The sequence below is a fragment of the Pandoraea sp. 64-18 genome, from assembly GCF_001899225.1.
GTDB classification, from domain to species: domain Bacteria; phylum Pseudomonadota; class Gammaproteobacteria; order Burkholderiales; family Burkholderiaceae; genus Pandoraea; species Pandoraea cepalis.
Genome location: NZ_MKVU01000012.1, coordinates 196,630 through 214,837, shown reverse-complemented (window position 1 = coordinate 214,837; position 18,208 = coordinate 196,630). Strand labels below are relative to the sequence as shown.

The following is an 18,208-nucleotide window of genomic DNA, read 5'->3' as shown; positions in this document are numbered from 1 at the left end:
GACGGATGGCGCTATGCCGCGTGAATCAATCATGGACGATCCTTTGTCCTGTTGCGGCAGGCGGACTCGGGCGCGGCGGCCGAGTCTGCCTGCGTGATACCGGGATGACGACGGACGGCGACAGATAGCGACCGACACCCGGCGTCAGCCGGATGCGGTCATCAACGCGCCCGCCGGGTGCCTTACTCCAGCGATACGCCAATGAAGCTGTTGCGGCCGAACGGGCTCAGCTTGAAGCCCTTCACGTTCGTGGCCATCGGCTTGTACTGCGTGGAGTGCGCGATGGGCGAGAACGGCAGTTGTTGCGCGAAGATCTCCTGTGCCTGCGTGTAGAGCTTCGTGCGCAAGGCGACGTCCGTGGTCTGGCGTGCTTGCTTGATGAGATCGTCGAACGGCTTGTAGCACCACTTCGAGAAGTTGTTGCCGTTGACCGAATCGCAGCCGAGCAACACGCCGAGCCAATTGTCCGGGTCGCCGTTGTCGCCGGTCCAGCCAATGAGCAACGCGTCGTGCTCACCCGCCTTGGCGCGCTTGATGTACTCACCCCACTCGTACGTGACGATATTGGCCTTCACGCCGATCTTTGCCCAGTCGGCCTGAATCATCTCGGCCATGAGCTTGCCGTTCGGGTTATACGGACGTTGCACCGGCATGGCCCACAGCGTGATTTCCATGTTCTTCACGCCCGCCTTCTCAAGCAGCGCACGGGCTTTCTCCGGGTCGTAGCCAGCCGACTTGATGTTCTTGTCGTAGGACCACTGCGTCGGCGGCATCGGTGCGCCGTTCGACAACTGTCCGGCCGAGCCATAGACGGACTGGAGAATCGCCTTCTTGTTGATCGCCATGTCGAGTGCCTGGCGCACTTCCACACGATCGAGCGGCTTCTTCTGCACGTTGTACGCCACGTAGCCGAGGTTGAAGCCGACCTGGTCCGGCATCTTGAGCTTCGACGCCTTGCCCTGCGCCGCGATCTCGGCCTTGATCGCATCGACATCGGCCGGGCGCGGGTAGGTCGTGATCTGGCATTCGTTGCGCTTGAGCTTCTGAATGCGAACGTTGGCGTCGGTCGTGATCGCGAAGATCAGCTTGCTGACCTTCGGCGGCAGACTCGTGTTCCAGTATTCCTTGTTGCCATCGAAGCGCAGCGTGGCATCTTTCGTATAGCTGCGGAAGATGAACGGCCCGGTACCGACCGGCTTGAGCGCGATATCGCGAGCGTTGTTCGCCGCGAGCAGCTTGTCGGCGTACTCCTTCGAGAGGATCGATGCGAACGGCATCGCCAGGTTCTGAAGGAACGGGGCGTCGACCTTCTTCAGCACGAAGCGAACGGTGTACGGATCAACGACCTCGATGTGGTCGATATCAGCCTGCAGACCCATGTCGACGAAATACGGAAACTCCGTCGGATAGGCCTTGCGGAAGGGCATGTCGCGATCGCCCATGCGATCGAAGGTGAACTTCACATCCTCGGCATTGAAATCGCGCGTGGGTTTGAAGTACTCCGTGGTGTGGAACTTGACGCCCTTGCGCAGATGGAATGTGTAGATCTTGTTGTCCGGCGAGATGTCCCACGACTCCGCGAGTGAGGGCATCACGCCCGTCTCGCCCGGCTTGAACGCGATCAGGCGATTGTAGATGGCGTCGGCAGGATCGAAATCGGTGCCGGTAGTGAGCTGGCCCGGATCGAAGCCGACCGGGCTGCCCTCGGAGCAGTACACGAGGGTCTTGTTCGGGATTTCGACAGCTGCGGCGGGCCGGATCACGGCCACACCGGCAAGCAACGTCGCAGCCAAAAGCAAACGCAGGGTGTGAGTCTGTTTCATAGGCTCCTCGGGATCGGGTGTGATGCCCGGCAACGGTCTGTCGCCGAGCCTACCGGGGATATTACTGAAGCTTCCCCCGTGCCACAACACGCCAAATCCCTAGCAAACCGCCTATTTGTGGTGTTTTTGATTAGGAAATCACTGAATTGTGATTAGAATTGACTTCCCATCCGCCCACCGTTCGGCCAACGATTTCGCGACGCGTTACAGACCGAGTCGCTGCCACATCGCCTTGGTGGCCGACGCCGCGTTGAGGGTATAGAAGTGCAATCCGGGCACGCCCTGCGCGAGCAGCCGTTCGCATAGCGCCGTCACCACATCGAGCCCGAAGGCGCGGATCGAGTCGCGATCGTCGCCAAAGCCTTCGAGACGCTTGGCAATCCATCGCGGCACTTCAGCACCGCACATCTCCGAGAAGCGCATCATTTGCGAATAGTTCGTGATCGGCATGATCCCCGGCACGATCGGCACGTCGACACCGAGACGCGATGCATCGTCGACGAAACGGAAATAGGCATCCGCATTGAAGAAGTATTGCGTGATGGCCGCATTCGCCCCCGCCTTCACCTTGTGGGCGAAATGCTCGAGGTCCAGGCGCGGCGACTTCGCCTGCGGATGGTACTCCGGGTAGGCCGCCACCTCGATGTGGAACCATTCGCCGGTTTCGGCACGAATGAACTCGACCAGCTCCGACGCGTAACGAAACTCGCCGATCTCCCCCATTCCCGACGGCAGATCGCCGCGCAGCGCCACGATGTGGCGGATGCCGTGTTGGCGATACGTCTGCAGAATCTCGCGGATGTTGTCCTTGGTCGAACCGACGCAAGAAAGGTGGGGGGCCGCCTCCACGCCTTCGCGTTGGATTTCGACAACCGTATCGAGCGTACCCTGCTGCGTGGAGCCGCCGGCACCGAACGTCACCGAGACAAACTTGGGGCCGAGCGGGAAGAGTTGCTGGCGCGTGGCGCGCAGCTTCTCCGCGCCCTCCGCCGTCTTGGGCGGGAAGAATTCGAAACTGAAGGAAGGTTGCGTCATGATCGTTCTATTATCGAGAGAGTCGTTCATGCCGCGCGCGTCGCGTGCACGAAGAACTCCCGGTTGCCGTCACCGCCAGCGATAGGACTGTCGAGCCATGCGGCTACCGTCAGTCCCAACGTCTCACAGGCGGCGCGGATTTTTGTCTCCACTTGCGCATACTGCGCGGCATCTCGCACCAGGCCGCCGCGGCCAATGTGCTCACGCCCCACTTCGAACTGCGGTTTGACCAGCATCAGCAAATCGCCGGTCGCGCCCAGCAGCGGCGCCACGGCCGGCAACACCAGTGTGAGCGAAATGAACGACACATCCCCGACGATCAGGTCAAAGCCTGCCTCGGGAACAGCCGCCATCGTCGACGCCGGTTCGCCCTGTGCGCCGCCCTCCGCCGCCTGCTGTGCCAGACGCGCATCGAGCGTCTCACGCGACAGATGCCGCGCGTTGATCCCTTCGAGCGACACGAGCCGCGGCTCGCGCGCCAGTCGTCGATGCAGTTGCCCGTGACCGACGTCGACCCCGACCACCCGCGCCGCCCCCGCCTGCAAGAGGCAGTCGGCAAAACCGCCGGTCGACAACCCGACGTCGAGCGCGACGCGGCCGGTGACGTCGAGCCGCGTTTGCGCCAGCGCGCCCGCCAGCTTCAACCCGCCTCGCGACACGTAGCGGTCCTCGCCGGGCAGGCCGTCGGCGGCGGCACGTACTTCCAGATCTTCGTCGCTCGCCACAACCTCGCTGGCTTTCTTCACGGCCGTTTCGGTGCCCGCGTAATAAACACGTGCGGCATCGATCAGACGTTGCGCGGCGGTGCGCGATGCGGCCAAGCCTCGGGCGACGAGGGCTTGATCGGCACGAAGGGCTTGCGACATGACAGCGAATTTCCTGCAATACAAGGTCGACGACGACGCGTCGACCGTTACACGTTGGTAGCGCGGTCGCCGCCGAACACCAGCGCCGACAGAATCCACGAGATCAGGCTATACAGCAGCGAGCCGAAGAGCGCCGCCCAGAAGCCCGAGACTTCAAAGCCCTTGACGACATGCGCCGCCAGCCAGAACAACAGCGCATTGATCACGAAGATGAACAACCCGAGCGTGAGCACCGTGACCGGCAACGTCAGCACGACGAGCAACGGCCGGAGAAACGCGTTGATCAGGCCGAGCACGATCGCAACGACCAGGGCCGTCCCGATGCCCTTGAGCTGAATGCCCGACACAACGTGCGGCAAAACGAGAAGTGCAATGGCATTGATGAGCCAAATCAGCAGCAGACGCATGGCAAGCTCCGAAGGACAGGCCGGTGCGGGAGGTCGTTCCCGGCACCGGCAGTGACAAAAACCAACGCGGCGCACGATGTCGCCGCGCGAAACCGTTGCCCGTCACCCGTGCCTTGCAGCGCACCGGCGACGGTCGGTAAGACACGTTATTGATCGGTAGCGATCGCGACCGATCAATAACGGTAATGCGCCGGCTTGAACGGACCGTTCTTGTCGACGCTGATGTAGTTCGCCTGATCGTCGGTGAGCACCGTCAGTTCGGCGCCGATACGTCCCAGGTGCAGGCGCGCGACCTTCTCGTCCAAATGCTTCGGCAGCACGTACACGCTGTTCTTGTACTTGTCGCCATGCACGAACAATTCGATCTGCGCGAGCGTCTGATTGGTGAACGAGTTGCTCATCACGAACGACGGGTGGCCCGTGGCGCAGCCCAGGTTCACGAGGCGGCCTTCCGCCAGCAGGATGATGCGCTTGCCGTCCGGGAAGATGATGTGATCGACCTGCGGCTTGATGTTTTCCCACTCGTACTTGCGGGTCGACGCCACATTGATTTCCGAATCGAAGTGACCGATGTTGCACACGATGGCCTGGTGCTTCATGGCCGCCATGTGGTCGTGATCGATCACGTGGAAGTTGCCCGTGGCCGTCACGAAGATGTCGGCCTTGTCGGCGGCGTATTCCATCGTCACCACGCGGTAGCCTTCCATCGCGGCCTGCAGCGCGCAGATCGGATCGATTTCCGTGACCCACACCGTGGCGCCCAGACCGCGCAGGCTTTGCGCGCAGCCCTTGCCCACGTCACCGTAGCCCGCCACGAGGGCGATCTTGCCGGCGATCATCACGTCGGTCGCGCGCTTGATACCGTCGACCAGCGACTCGCGGCAGCCGTACAGGTTGTCGAACTTCGACTTGGTGACCGAGTCGTTCACGTTGATGGCCGGGAACGGCAGCGTGCCGTCCTTTTCCATCTGATACAGACGGTGCACGCCCGTGGTGGTTTCTTCGGTCACGCCCTGGATCTGGGCCAGGCGCTTGCTGTACCACTGCGGATCGATGGCGATGTGGCGCTTGATCGACGCATACAGCGCGACTTCTTCCTCGTTGGTCGGGTTGCCGACAACCGACAGATCCTTCTCGGCCTTGCTGCCCAGAATCAGCAGCAGCGTGGCGTCGCCGCCGTCGTCGAGAATCATGTTGGCGAACTCGCCGTTCGGCCATTCGAAGATGCGGTGGCTGTATTCCCAGTATTCGTCGAGCGACTCACCCTTGAAGGCGAACACGGGGATCCCGGCAGCGGCGATGGCCGCCGCGGCGTGATCCTGCGTCGAGAAGATGTTGCACGAGGCCCAGCGCACTTCGGCGCCGAGGGCGATAAGCGTCTCGATGAGCACGCCCGTCTGGATGGTCATGTGCAGCGAGCCGGCGATGCGCGCGCCCTTGAGCGGCTGGCTGGCCTTGAATTCGGCACGCGTGGCCACCAGACCCGGCATCTCGCTCTCGGCGATGGTCAGCTCTTTGCGGCCCCAATCGGCCAATTTGATATCGGCAACATGGAAATCGGAGAATTTTGAATCGACTACGGCGTTCATCACGCCTCCTTTCTCTAAAAGACTAGATAGTTGGGACGTGAGCGCCGTTCTTGGGGCCCACACGCCATGCGCTCCGGAGGTAACCGGCGGCCGGCGGGGCCAATAGGAAGGATCTTGAGCCTGGCAGCACGGTGGCTGTCGCAACGCTCCTCAAGACCCCGGCATTGTAGCAAAACTGATGCGCGCCGTCGGGGCAAGGGCAACGCCCGAAGGGATATTTTTCGAGGGGGAGGCGCGAGCGGCACGGCGCCCGTGCCGACCGGTCGTCAGATGGGCAGATGGGCGAGCAACGGCGCGGCAAAGACCATCACGATGCCGTTGATCATCATGACGAGACTGGCCACGACACCCTCTTCGCTGCCGATCTGGCGCGCCTTGGCGGTGCCGAAGCCGTGGGCCCCCGCGCCGAACGGCGCGCCGCGCGCCATACGGGTGCGCAGCGGCAACCACGACAGCAGCGCCTCGCCGAGCAACATGCCGATAAACCCGGTGATGATGACGAAAAGCCCCACCAGATCGCGCGAGCCGCCGACCTTGTCGGAGACCGCAAGGGCAAACGGTGTCGATATCGACCGGGCGAGCAGGCTGCGCGCCATTTCGGGGGGCAGCTCGAACAGGCGGGCAAGCACGAAGGAGCTTCCCACGGCCACGACCATCGCGACGAGCACGCCGACGATCAGTGCAAAGGCATGCCGGCGAATGATGTCGCGATGCTCATAGATCGGCACGGCAAACGCGATCGTCGTCGGGCCAAGCAGCCACACGAGCCAGCGCGAGTCTGAGATGTACGTCGTGTACGAAATGTCGCCGCCGACCATCACGGCGATGAGCAGGACCGGCGCAAGAATGGCCGGGCCGAGCCACACCTTGCCGAAACGCGCATAGAGACGCTTCGACACGTAATAGAAGACGACCGTGAGAACGAGCAGCAGGAGCGCCGTATGATTCATGGCAAGACCCGGCAAGCGCCAGCAGGATTGGGCGCCGCTGCGACAGCGGCGACTTGGCACACGTCACGCATCAGCGGGCGTCGTGCGCGTGCGCACGGCGAACGAGGGCGCGCTTGAGATGACGCTCGGCGCGGCAGGCCAGATCGACCGCCAACGCCGTCGAGACCATCACGAGCACCGTGCCGACGCCGATCACGGCGAGCAATTGCAGGCCCTCTTGGCGCAGCAGATCGGTGTATTGCATGACGGCCGCGACCATCGGCACGAAGAAGAGAATCATTTCCGCCAGAAACCAGTCGGCACCGCGCTTGATCTTCTCCGTCTTCAGCACACCGCTCATGAGCAGTGCCACCACGGCGAGCAGCCCCAGTACGCCACCCGGCAGCGGGAGATGAAAATGCCGCGATGCAGCATCCGCCACCAGATAGATACCGGTGAGCAGCGCGATCTGCCAAACCACGTCAACCACGCCCTTGCTACGGCGATACATACGGCTGGCAATCATCTTGGTCATGGCGGGCTCCCGGGTGTGGCATCAATATGAGACGGAGTATAGGAAGCACCGCAACATAAATATAATGAATTAGAATTATCAAATCGATTCCAAATTGGAATAATTTAAGTATTAACCCTAATGGTGCGTGAGAAAGCCATACAGGACGGGGCTTTCCCGCCGATCGCACCAAAGCGGTGCAAACGAGAGATCCAAAATGGAACTGCGCGCGTTGCGAGGATTTGTGGAAGTGGTGCGACAGCAGAGCTTCACGGCGGCGGCCGAGGCGCTGTTTGTCACGCAACCGACCGTGAGCAAGATGGTCAAGGCGTTGGAAGACGAGTTGGGTACGCCGCTGATGTTGCGCGAGGAGCGCGGCATGGGGCGCAGGCTCCAATTGACCGATGCGGGACGCGTCGTCTTCGAGCGCGGGCAGGATGTGCTCGCCGCTTACGCGCGCCTGCAGCAGGAGGTGGCCGATCTCGAGACGGTCGCGCGCGGCGAATTGTCGATCGGGATTCCGCCGCTCGGCGGCGACTTGTTCATCCCGGTGATCGGCGCGTTTCATCAGCACTACCCGGATATCGAGATGAAGCTCTTCGAAACCGGCTCGCGTGCCATCGAACAGGCGTTGCTGGCCGGCGACATCGAATTGGGCGCCGTGCTGCTGCCGGTCGATCCCACGATTCTCGACGTGCTGCCCGTGTGCCATTACCCGTTGCGGTTGATTGCACCGCGCGATTCACGCTGGGAAGGCCGCGCCTCCATCGGTCTGGGCGAGTTGCGCGACGAACCGTTTGTCTTTTACGGCGAGGGATTTGCCTTGTCCGAACTGGTCATCACCGCATGTCGTCGCGCGGGCTTCACGCCCAAGATTGCGGGACGCTCCAGCCAGTGGGACTTCATTGCGTCGATGGTGGACAACGGCGTCGGCATCGCCTTGCTGCCCGAGCCCTTCTGCGCGCGGCTCGACCCGAAACGCTTCGTGATCGCGAACGTGCGCGACCCCGAGATTCCGTGGGATCTGGCGATGGCGTGGCGGCGCGACTCGTATCTGTCGCACGCGGCGCGACGCTGGCTCGCGCTCGCGCGCGACCTGCTCGGCCCGGGCGGCGACGGCGAGGCCAAGGCGGCCATCGCCGGCGGCGCCCGGCGGACGTGACATCTGGCCGTCGACCGGCGACCGGCTGGCGATTGCGGTATCCTTGCCGCTGACATTTTCCCCTTGCCGCGTCAGCGCGGCGCATCGACACTCATGCGCATCATTACCGCGAATCTGAACGGCGTGCGATCGGCCGCCAAGAAGGGCTTTTTCGAGTGGTTCGGCAATCAGGACGCCGACATCCTGTGCGTGCAGGAAATCAAGGCGCAGTTGCCGGACATGACAGCGGACTTCCTCACGCCCCACGACTACCAGGGCCACTTCCATTACGCGCAGAAGAAGGGCTACAGCGGCGCGGGCGTCTACGTGCGACGCGAGCCGGACGACGTCGTCGTCGGCTGGGGCAATGCGGAGTTCGATGCCGAGGGCCGCTATGTCGAAGTGCGTTACGGCAACCTGTCGGTCATTTCGGTGTACATCCCGTCGGGCTCGAGTGGTGAGGAACGACAAACCGCCAAGTTCCGCTTCATGGCCGACTTCATGCCGCATCTGCTCGCGCTCAAGGCGGCGGGACGCGAGGTCGTCCTGTGCGGCGACGTGAACATCGCGCACAAGGAAATCGACATCAAGAACTGGAAGGGCAACCTGAAGAACTCAGGCTTCCTGCCAGAAGAGCGCGCCTGGCTCACCCAGTTGTTCGACGACCACGGCTATGTCGACGTCTTCCGCACGCTCGACCCGCGCGCCGATCAATACACGTGGTGGAGCAATCGCGGACAAGCCTATGCGAAGAACGTCGGCTGGCGCATCGACTACCAGATCGCCACGCCCGGCATCGCCGGCAAAGCCAAGACAACCTCCGTGTTTCGCGACATCAAGTTCAGCGACCACGCGCCGCTTACGGTCGACTACGATCACGCGCTGTAATCCAGACGCCCAAGGGGCCGGCACGCTCGTGCCGCGCCCGAGCCATAGCATCACAGCGAAGGCGACGAACGGTGCCGGCCCCTTCGCGTCAGCGCGACCCGCTTGCCGCGGGCACGCCATCGCCGTCGTCATCGTCGGCTCCCCAGGGGGCGACCTTCGGCAAGAGCAGCATGCCCGGCACGGCCAGCAACGTGCAGATGAGGAAGAACGTCACCCAGCCCACGCCGTCGACGATATACCCGGTGCCCGCGTTCGCGAACGTGCGTGGCACCGACGCCAGACTCGTGAACAGCGCGAACTGCGTCGCCGTGTAACGCGGGTCGGTGGTACGGGCAATGTAGGCGGTAAACGCCGCCGTGCCCAACCCGGCCGTGAACGCTTCGAAGGCGATCACCGCGCCCAGCCCCGTGACGACCGGCCCTGCCTTCGCCAGCCACGCGAAGCCCAGCACCGACACCAGTTGCAGCACGCCGAACACCCATAGCCCACGGTTGATGCCAAGTTTGATCAGCCAAACCCCGCCGATGATGCCCCCCGCCACGCTCGCCCACAGGCTCGTCGCCTTGGCGACCACGCCGATCTGCGTCTTCGTGAATCCCAGATCCAGGTAGAACGACGTGGCCAGCGACGTCGCCATCGAATCGCCCAACTTGTAGAGAAAGATAAACGCGAGCACCAACAGCGCCTTTGCCCAGCCGCCGCGCGTGACGAACTCGTGGAACGGCTCGACCACCGCCTCGCGCAGCGTCTTCGGCGGCGTACCGCGAATCGCCGGCTCCTTGACGACGAGCGTCATCACGATGCCCGGCAGCATGAACGCCGCCGTCGCGAAGAACACCTGCGACCACGGCAGATGATCGGCCATGATGAGAGCCAGGGACCCCGGCACGAGTCCCGCCACCTTGTAGGCATTCACGTGCATCGCCGTGCCGAGCCCCTGCTCGCGGTCGGACAGCAACTCACGCCGATAGGCATCCAGAGAAATGTCCAGACTGGCGCTGAAGAACGCCAGCGCGGCCGCGAGCGCGGCAATCGTCATCAGGTCGCGCTGCGGCGAATACGTTCCCATGAGCGCCACCACACCTGCCACCAGCAGTTGCGTGACGAACATCCAGCCGCGTCGCCGTCCCGGCTTCCATCCGAACACGTTGGGCGCGAAGCGATCCATGAGCGGCGCCCACAGGAACTTCCACGTGTACGGAAACTGGATGAGGGCGAACAGGCCGATGGCCTTGAGGTCCACGTGCTCGCTGCGCAGCCACGCCTGCACCAGGTTGAGCAGGATGAACAGCGGCAAGCCGGAGGTGAAACCGAGAATCACGCAGATGAGCATCCGCGTGGGGTGGAAGACGCGCCCGTCGTCGGGCGGCAGCGAATCGGTCATGGAAAGGACAGTTGGGGCCAGCCGCCCGCGGTGCACGGCACCCGGCCCCCTTTGCCTTCACCCGCCAGGGGCCCGGCGCTTCGCTGCCCCGTTAGCTGCCGTCGGTTCAGGAACGCTTGACGCGATAGACCGCAAGACTACCACGCCAGTTCGCGCCCACGGACACGAGTCGCCCGTTATGCAGCACGGCCCGATCGAGAATCTGCACACCGACGTCCGGGGCCAACGCCTCGAAGTCCTTGATGGTCAGCACGCGCACGTTCGGCGTGTTATGCCACTGGAACGGCAGGCTCTTCGACACCGGCATGCGTCCCTGCAACACCGACAGCCGGTGCGGCCAATAACCAAAATTCGGGAACGACACGATCGCTTCGCGGCCGACCCGCACGGTCTCGCGCAGAATGTCCGCCGTGCGGTGAAGCGTCTGCAAGGTCTGCGACAGAATGACCGTATCGAAGCTCTGATCCTCAAAGAGCTTCAGCCCGTCTTCCATGTTTTGCTGGATGACGTTGATGCCGCGCTGCGCCGAGGCCAGCACGCCAGCGTCGTCGATCTCTACGCCGTAGCCGCTCACGTCGAGTTCGTCGATCAGCAAACGCAGCAGCGAGCCGTCGCTGCACCCGAGATCGAGCACCTGCGACGACGGTTCGATCCATCGCGCGATCACCCGGAAATCGGGCCGCTCGGCCAGCGACGCCGCAATACGGCCCCGCGACGCCGCGAGCGCCGCCGCCTGGGCGCTGTTCACCGGTACCGTGGACTGACTCATACCCCGACCTCCTGGGCGATACGTTCGTAGTAGGCGCGCACCAGGTTGTGATAGCGCGCATCGGTGAGCAGGAAGGCGTCGTGCCCGTGCGGCGCGTCGATCTCGGCGTAGCTCACGGTACGGCGCGTGTCGAGCAGCGCCTTGACGATCTCGCGCGAGCGCGCGGGCGCGAAACGCCAATCGGTCGCGAACGACACAATCAGGTACTTGGCCGTGGTGTGCGACAACGCCTTCGCCAGATCGCCGCCCACGGTGCGGGCCGGGTCGAAATAATCGAGCGCGCGCGTGATCAGCAGATAGGTGTTGGCGTCGAAGTACTCGGCGAATTTGTCGCCCTGATAGCGCAGGTACGACTCCACCTCAAACTCCACGTCGAAGCTGAAGCGATAGCCTTCGTCCTGCGCGTTGCCGTCGCCCTTTACGCCGTCGGCCATCACCTCGGCACGGCGCAGCGCGCGGCCGAACTTGGTCGCCATGTCCTCGTCGGACAGATAGGTGATGTGGCCGATCATGCGCGCCACGCGCAGACCGCGACGCGGCACCACGCCATGCGCGTAATAGTTGCCACCGTAGAAGTCCGGATCGGAAAGGATGGCCGAGCGCGCCACTTCGTTGAAGGCGATGTTCTGCGCCGAGAGCTTCGGTGTGGAGGCGATCACCAGACAATGCCCAATGCGCTCCGGATACATGATGCTCCACGCCAACGCCTGCATGCCGCCGAGACTGCCGCCCATCACCGCCGCGAACTTGTGGATGCCGAACGCATCGGCCACGCGCGCCTGCGCATTGACCCAGTCTTCGACGGTCACGACGGGGAAGCGGGCGCCGTACGGTGTGCCTGTGGCTGGGTCGAGACTCATCGGCCCGGTCGAGCCGAAGCACGAGCCGAGGTTGTTCACGCCGATGACGAAGAAGCGATTCGTGTCGAGCGGCTTGCCGGGCCCGACCATGTTGTCCCACCAGCCGATGTCCTTGGGATTGTCGGCGGCGATACCGGCCACATGATGCGACGCATTGAGCGCGTGACACACCAGCACCGCATTGCTGCGATCGGCGTTCAATTCACCGTAGGTCTCGACCATCAGGTCGTAGCCGGCGAGCATGCTGCCGTTCTGCAGTGCCAGCGGCTCAGCGAAGTGCATCCGCTGCGGTGTGACGATTCCGATTGAAGATTCCATAACTCCCTTTCCGAAACATGCCGGGGCCAGCGCCCCAGTCGACAAGGGTCGACGGACGGCGTCCTGAAGCGTTCTGTGCGGGAAAAGGGGTCGACGGAAAAACGGCGGCGTGCGCGCACGACCTCTTTAGCCGCATTTTTAATGAATGCCCTCTGCCGGGAAGCCCCCTGTCAGAGTCATTCGCGCGCCCGCAAGCGAGTCACCAAATCGGCGCGCCAATCATCGCGTCAAAGCCTGTCAAACGTACGTCGGCCTCGGCGCGGGAAGCAAAAGTATAACGTAATCCGCGCCGTCGGCGCAGACCCGGGATCTTAGCGCAGGAGCGCGGCGATCTGGGGCTCGGCCCCCTCGACCGGCGAGCGCTTGAAGCCGCTCTTGGCGAAGCGATGCCAGCGGCCGAGCACGTAAGACACGAGCAGGTTGGCGCGCGAGTTGGCATCGAACGTCTCCGGCAGCGTGCCCTGTGCACACGCCAGACGCAACACCTGGCGCAGCGAGGCCTCGATGCGGTCGAGCAACTGGTTCATGCGCTCCTGCAAGCGCTCGTGTTCGCCGACCAGCGCTTCGCCGGTCAGCACGCGCGTCATGCCGGGGTTCTTCTCTGCGAACCCGAGCAGCATCAGCACGATGGCGCGTGCTTGCGTCACGCCGTCCTGATCCTGCGCGGAGATCTGGTTGATCAAACCGAAGATGGTCTGTTCGATGAACTCGATCAGACCCTCGAACATCTGGGCCTTGCTCGCGAAGTGGCGATAGAGCGCCGCTTCGGAAACGTCGAGACGCGCGGCGAGCGCGGCCGTGGTGATCTTTTCGCCCTTGGGCGTCTCGAGCATGGCGGCGAGGGTCTGCAACACCTGCACCCGGCGCTCACCCGGCTTGGGGCGGGTTGTCTTCACTGGCGCGGGCACGGCCTCAAGCGCATCGGCGGCGCCGTAACCGGCACCGCTCGAAGAGTTTTCCTGCTGCATCGTCTGGTCGTTATCGGTAGGTATTTTTGGGTCGGGCGGCTCGGGCTGCGCGTCTCGCACCGGCCCCGGTCGCAAGGCGCGCCCGTAACTCGCGCAGAGATTGTACTTTGATATCCACGTAGTGTGGGCGCCCACTGCGCGGCATGGCATCGCCAAGACTGTTTCTGGCCGGCAGATGCCCCGTGATCCAGACCGTCTTGATACCGAAATGCCGGAGGTGCTTGAGGTGGGAGCGCGTGTCTTCGACCAGCCACGTCCGATACGGCGCGAGGCCCTCGCGCACCAGCAGACGACGCAACATGATCGCGTCCGGTTTGGCGCGCCAGGCCCGGCGGTCCGCCATGTCCTCGATGCTCACGCAGCGCTCGAAATGTCGGCGAATGCCCAGCGCCTCGACAATCGGCAGGGCGTAATGCGCGGGCGCATTGGTCAGGAGAATTTTGCGCCCGGGCAGGCCGGCGAGCAGGCGGGCGATCCCGCGCTCGGCGCGCAGCACCTCGACCAGCGGCGGCAGCTCGTGCACGCGCGCCAGAAACTCATGTGGATCGATGGCGTGATGCTTGATGAGGCCCAGCAGCACGGCCCCATACTTCGCCGTGTAGTCGGTACGCAGACGATTGGCTTCGTCGGGCGGCAGCCCCAGCTTCTCGACGATATAGGCCGTCATCGCGCGATTGATGCGCGGAAAGATCGCGTGCGACGCGCGATGCAGCGTGTTGTCCAGATCGAACAGCCAGACCGGACCGCGCGTGCCGTGTTCGCTGCGGGCGCGGGGCGCCCGGCGTCGCCGGCTCAGAACGTGAGAAGAAGACACGAAGATAGCGGATTCATGCGAGGAGATACGGGGAGATGGCTGCCGCGCCCCGACAGCCACCCTTCCTGTCGCAGAACACATTGCCGCCATGGCTAGGCACGATGCTAGCGCGTGAATCCCGCTTTGACAAACCTCGGGGCGCAGCACCGCATCACGTGGGGATCGCCCCCCCGGACGATCCCCACGCCTGAACGACACGCGATGCTGCGCGATCTGGCCGTTGTCATGGCGCCTCGATGACGTCTTTCGCGTCATCGCCAGCGCCACCGATCAGAACGTGTGCTGAATGCCCAGCATCGTGCCGAACTGATTACCGCCCGTGGCAACCGAGCCGCCTGCGGCAATCGCCACCGCGCCGTTTTGGCTGTTTGCCACCCAGCCGACCAGGCCATACAGCGACGTGCGCTTCGAGAGCGAGTACGAGGCGCGGCCGATGAGCATCGTCGCGTTGGCACGGCTCTTCAACTGGTAGCGAATGGCCTGCGCGTCGAACGCCCACGTGATCGTCGGCAGATAGCTCACGCCGATGAAGTAGATGTCCGAGCGCAGCGAGGCGGCATCGGCGCTCACGTTACGGTGAATCCAGCCACCGCCCACGCGTCCCGTCGACCATTTGTAGTACGCGTTGATGACCGAGTGCGAGTCGGTGTAACGCGAGCTGGTCAGCGGGGCCGCGGCGCCCGTGTTGCCGCGCATCTGGTCGTACGATGCCGAAATGCCGAAGTTCTGGTAGTCGTAGCCGATCAGGCCCGTGAACTGCTTGCAGGCCTGGTAGTTGCCGGCGACGTTGCCCGCGCAGTTCGTGGCCGACGGACCGCCGGCGGACGAGCCATCGCGCCCGAAGCTATACGTCGCGCCGAGCGTCACGCCGGAGAATTTACCCATGTAGCCGACCGCGCTGTCGCTACGTGCGCTGGCGATGTACGGATCGACGCTGGCCAGCGAGAAGATCGACGGTCCGATCACGTCGGCGTTGCCGGTCACGTAGAACGTCATGTTGTTCTGACGGCCGAGGAGCACCGTGCCCCAATCGCCCGACAGACCGACGTTCGCCTGACGGCCGAACAGACGTCCGCCGTAGTTCAGGTTGCCGGTGCCCGGCTGGAAGCCGCTTTCCAACGTGAAGACGGCTTTCAGGCCGCCGCCCAGATCTTCCACGCCCTTGAAGCCGAAGCGCGACGGCACCTTGCCCGTGAGGGTCGGCTCGCCGATGAAGCTACCGCCCGTGGCGGCGTTGTTGTAGTAGGCGATGCCGGTATCGACGATCCCGTACAGCGTCACGTTGCTTTGTGCGTGCGCCAGGCCCGCCCCCAGCAGCAGGCCAGCGGCCAATGCATGTTTCACTTTCACTTCTGTCCCCTTGTTTTTGAAATACACAGCAACTACAGACTTCAACCTCCGGACCGTTGGCAACCTCGCCGGCCCAGTCTTTTGCAAGACGGCATGCTGGCCGCCTCGGGTACTGCCCTTGGAACCACCGCCCTGACTGCGCCCTCGGCCGGGTTCAAGTGCAGGGATGGCGCGACGTGCGATGCTGTTTTTTCCTCACGCCTCGCGTACGAAAGCGAAACGCGCTTCGCGGCGGGCAATGCGCCAACCCTGCGCGGTCCGCACGAACGTGTCTTCGAACTCCCCCATGACCTGCCGGCCCTGTGCCGGACGTCCGAATGGCCCCGGCACATCGTGTGCCGAGCCGCTCCAGAGCAACACCGTGCTGCTGCCGATTGCGCGCGTCGGCGACGTGACATCGATCAGCACGTTGCCTACGAGATGCCGCGTGAGCCGATCGACTGGACGCTGCGCATAGGCAGCCGCAATGGCGACGGGGCCAATGAGCGCGTCGCCGTTGGGGCGCACGAGCACCCCCGCCTCGGCAAACAGCGCGGCGAGTCCCTGCGCGTCGCGCCGGTCGTTGCAGGCGACGAAGCGCATCACCAGGTCGTGGCAAGCCTGTTTGGCCAGCAGGGCGTCGAGCGATTGCGGGTCGACGCCGGGCGTCAGGTCCTGATCGGCGGCATCGTTCGTCATGCGTCGCGCCCCTCGGTGGGTGCGGTGCCCGACGCGGGCCATGCCAGCCACGTCCGCATGGCCTGCGCCACGTCCTGCGGGCGCTCCATCGGACTCATATGGCCACTGTGTTCTATGACGTGCAGCACGCTCCCCGGGATGAGCCCCGCCATCACTTCGTGACGCGCGAGCGGGCTCCAGGTGTCCTGCCGGGCGCACAACACGAGCGTCGGACAGCGAACGCCGCCCAACAGCGACGTTGCATCCGGTCGACCGAGCAATGCATGAATCTGGGCGGCAAACTGATCGGGGTGGCTGCGCTCGATCATGTCGAGAATCGCGCCGAACAGCGGCGTGCCGATCTGGTCGGGATGCACCATCCCGGTCGCCCATACCTGCCCCATCGCCCGCATGCCGGCTTCGCGCGCGCGCGCGAGCAAGGCGGCGCGTCCGGCACGTTCCTTCTCGGCCGCCTCGCCGTCGGGCAGCGCCTGATAACCCGTGTCGAGCAGCGCAAGATGCGTGACGCGATGCGGTGCGCGACGCACCACTTCCAGCGCCACGCGTCCGCCCATCGAGTGCCCTGCGAGGGCGAAGCACGGCTCGGCGGTACTTGCCAACACGTGATCGGCCATCGCGTCGATGGTGTCGAGCATGCCCCACGTGGGAACGCGGCAATCGTATTGCGGCAGCGCTGCCGCGGTGGCTGCCCAGGCCACGTGATCGCAAAGCAAGCCGGGGAGCAGGAGCAACGGGGAACGTTCGACACTCATGGTTTTCCTCCCTGCGGCCAAGCACGATTCGGTATGCACACCTCGCCGTCGAAGAGCCAGCGCGCGGTGCGCAGCAGGCCGGCGCCGGCGACATCCGGCGCACCGTCGGCATCAACGCCGAGCGCGAGGCGCACGGTGAATTCGCCCGTCGGGTGTTCGATGGCGAGCAGCGGCGCGTCGTCGTCCGGCACCACGGCCATCGCGTGGCAAACGGTGCCCGGCAGCGCGGCAGCCGTCGCCACGCTCACTGCCGCCAACACGCCGATGGACGAGTGGCAACGATGTGGGATGAAACAACGTGTCGCGAGGGCGCCACCGGCCTTCGGCGGCGCGACGAGACACATCTTGGGCACCGTGCGCGAACGCACGTCGCCAAGATGCATGCGCGGGCCGACGGCCAGTCGAATGGCCTCGATCCGGTCGCGCATCGTCTGAAACGCTGGCGCCGAGTCGAGCTGCTCGCAAGACTCAGCGCCAGTGATGCCCAGGTCCGCCGCGCGCAGGAGCACGAGCGGCATGCCGTTGTCGATGCATGTCACCGTGATGCCGTCCACGACGTCCTGACGCTGCCCCGTCGGGAACAGCGCACCGCAGGAGGAACCTGCCGTATCGCGAAACATCAACGGAATCGGGGCAGCCGTGCCCGGCACACCGTCGATGGCCACGTCGCCGTCGTACTTCACCACGCCGCGCGGGGTCTGCACGGTGGCCACCGCCACCTGCCCCGTATTGAGCATGTGAATGCCGACGTCCGTCACGTCACCCGGTGCGCTCACGAGCCCCCGCTCGATCGCGAACGGCCCCACCCCGGCGAGAAGGTTGCCGCAGTTCTGTCCATAGTCGACACGCGCTTCATCGACCACGACCTGGGCAAAGAGATAGTCCACGTCGGCGTCGGGCCGCGTGGCGCGCGAGACGATGGCGACCTTGCTCGTGAGCGGATTCGCACCGCCCATGCCGTCGATCTGACGTGCGTCGGGCGAGCCCATCGCCGCGAGCAGCACGGCGTCGCGCGCGGCGCCCTGCTCAGGCAAATCCTCGGCGAGGAAGTACAACCCCTTCGAGGTGCCGCCCCGCATGACGGCCGCCCGGATACGCGTTTGCGAATGCGTCACGTCGCGGT

General features: G+C 64.3%; 18 protein-coding genes and 1 riboswitch. Of the genes, 2 read left to right on the top strand and 16 right to left on the bottom strand.

Annotation, left to right across the window (positions count from 1 at the left end):
- Positions 1 to 182 precede the first annotated feature (182 nt).
- The 7 genes from BGP02_RS09465 to BGP02_RS09435 all read right to left on the bottom strand — a co-directional run bounded on the left by BGP02_RS09465 (position 183) and on the right by BGP02_RS09435 (position 7,184).
- Positions 183 to 1,823 carry an ABC transporter substrate-binding protein gene (locus tag BGP02_RS09465; protein ID WP_017234010.1) on the bottom strand — a complete coding sequence of 547 codons (1,641 nt, stop codon included), beginning with the start codon at positions 1,821 to 1,823 and terminating at the stop codon, positions 183 to 185.
- Positions 1,824 to 2,027: 204 nt separating this feature from the next.
- Positions 2,028 to 2,858 (bottom strand): methylenetetrahydrofolate reductase [NAD(P)H], encoded by an 831-nt coding sequence (metF, locus tag BGP02_RS09460; RefSeq protein ID WP_017234009.1) that lies wholly within the window; start codon positions 2,856 to 2,858, stop codon positions 2,028 to 2,030.
- A gap of 26 nt (positions 2,859 to 2,884) precedes the next feature.
- Complete coding sequence (locus BGP02_RS09455; RefSeq protein WP_261939384.1) at positions 2,885 to 3,724, bottom strand: TlyA family RNA methyltransferase; 840 nt, start codon at positions 3,722 to 3,724, stop codon at positions 2,885 to 2,887.
- Between the two features lie 47 nt (positions 3,725 to 3,771).
- The gene (locus BGP02_RS09450; RefSeq protein ID WP_017234007.1) at positions 3,772 to 4,131 is read right to left on the bottom strand and encodes a phage holin family protein; all 360 of its coding nucleotides are present in this window, start codon (positions 4,129 to 4,131) and stop codon (positions 3,772 to 3,774) included.
- A 173-nt stretch (positions 4,132 to 4,304) separates the two neighbouring features.
- Entirely contained in the window at positions 4,305 to 5,720 is a 1,416-nt protein-coding gene (gene ahcY / locus BGP02_RS09445; RefSeq protein WP_017234006.1) for an adenosylhomocysteinase, read from the bottom strand.
- Positions 5,721 to 5,752: 32 nt separating this feature from the next.
- Positions 5,753 to 5,878: riboswitch (S-adenosyl-L-homocysteine riboswitch) on the bottom strand.
- Positions 5,879 to 5,986: 108 nt separating this feature from the next.
- Positions 5,987 to 6,670, bottom strand: coding sequence for an LrgB family protein (locus BGP02_RS09440; protein WP_017234005.1), 684 nt, complete (start codon positions 6,668 to 6,670; stop codon positions 5,987 to 5,989).
- Between the two features lie 70 nt (positions 6,671 to 6,740).
- The gene (locus BGP02_RS09435; RefSeq protein WP_017234004.1) at positions 6,741 to 7,184 is read right to left on the bottom strand and encodes a CidA/LrgA family protein; all 444 of its coding nucleotides are present in this window, start codon (positions 7,182 to 7,184) and stop codon (positions 6,741 to 6,743) included.
- Positions 7,185 to 7,380: 196 nt separating this feature from the next.
- Here BGP02_RS09435 and BGP02_RS09430 point away from each other — a divergent pair, with 196 nt between their 5' ends.
- Both BGP02_RS09430 and BGP02_RS09425 read left to right on the top strand, forming a co-directional pair.
- Positions 7,381 to 8,325 (top strand): LysR family transcriptional regulator, encoded by a 945-nt coding sequence (locus BGP02_RS09430; protein WP_017234003.1) that lies wholly within the window; start codon positions 7,381 to 7,383, stop codon positions 8,323 to 8,325.
- Between the two features lie 93 nt (positions 8,326 to 8,418).
- A complete protein-coding gene (locus BGP02_RS09425; protein ID WP_039830358.1) occupies positions 8,419 to 9,192 on the top strand; it encodes an exodeoxyribonuclease III in 774 nt (257 codons plus the stop codon).
- Positions 9,193 to 9,280: 88 nt separating this feature from the next.
- Here the strand turns inward: BGP02_RS09425 and BGP02_RS09420 are convergent, their stop codons facing one another.
- The 9 genes from BGP02_RS09420 to BGP02_RS09380 form a co-directional block, all read right to left on the bottom strand.
- Positions 9,281 to 10,576 (bottom strand): AmpG family muropeptide MFS transporter, encoded by a 1,296-nt coding sequence (locus BGP02_RS09420; protein WP_286798395.1) that lies wholly within the window; start codon positions 10,574 to 10,576, stop codon positions 9,281 to 9,283.
- 106 nt (positions 10,577 to 10,682) lie between these two features.
- Positions 10,683 to 11,345: a methionine biosynthesis protein MetW gene (gene metW, locus BGP02_RS09415; RefSeq protein ID WP_017234000.1), complete on the bottom strand. Its 663-nt coding sequence runs from the start codon at positions 11,343 to 11,345 to the stop codon at positions 10,683 to 10,685.
- Positions 11,342 to 12,523 (bottom strand): homoserine O-succinyltransferase MetX, encoded by a 1,182-nt coding sequence (metX, locus tag BGP02_RS09410; protein WP_017233999.1) that lies wholly within the window; start codon positions 12,521 to 12,523, stop codon positions 11,342 to 11,344. The genes metW and metX overlap by 4 nt, the downstream gene beginning before the upstream one ends.
- 311 nt (positions 12,524 to 12,834) lie before the next feature.
- On the bottom strand, positions 12,835 to 13,491 hold the full coding sequence (gene slmA, locus BGP02_RS09405; RefSeq protein ID WP_017233998.1) for a nucleoid occlusion factor SlmA: 657 nt from the start codon (positions 13,489 to 13,491) through the stop codon (positions 12,835 to 12,837).
- A 10-nt stretch (positions 13,492 to 13,501) separates the two neighbouring features.
- Positions 13,502 to 14,305 (bottom strand): HAD-IA family hydrolase, encoded by an 804-nt coding sequence (locus BGP02_RS09400; RefSeq protein WP_017233997.1) that lies wholly within the window; start codon positions 14,303 to 14,305, stop codon positions 13,502 to 13,504.
- Between the two features lie 270 nt (positions 14,306 to 14,575).
- Entirely contained in the window at positions 14,576 to 15,655 is a 1,080-nt protein-coding gene (locus BGP02_RS09395) for a porin (protein ID WP_369751577.1), read from the bottom strand.
- 195 nt (positions 15,656 to 15,850) lie between these two features.
- Positions 15,851 to 16,333 carry a nuclear transport factor 2 family protein gene (locus BGP02_RS09390; RefSeq protein ID WP_017233995.1) on the bottom strand — a complete coding sequence of 161 codons (483 nt, stop codon included), beginning with the start codon at positions 16,331 to 16,333 and terminating at the stop codon, positions 15,851 to 15,853.
- A complete protein-coding gene (locus tag BGP02_RS09385; RefSeq protein ID WP_286798394.1) occupies positions 16,330 to 17,085 on the bottom strand; it encodes an alpha/beta fold hydrolase in 756 nt (251 codons plus the stop codon). The genes BGP02_RS09390 and BGP02_RS09385 overlap by 4 nt, the downstream gene beginning before the upstream one ends.
- Positions 17,082 to 18,200: a 4-oxalomesaconate tautomerase gene (locus BGP02_RS09380; RefSeq protein ID WP_017233993.1), complete on the bottom strand. Its 1,119-nt coding sequence runs from the start codon at positions 18,198 to 18,200 to the stop codon at positions 17,082 to 17,084. The genes BGP02_RS09385 and BGP02_RS09380 overlap by 4 nt, the downstream gene beginning before the upstream one ends.
- Positions 18,201 to 18,208: the final 8 nt, after the last annotated feature.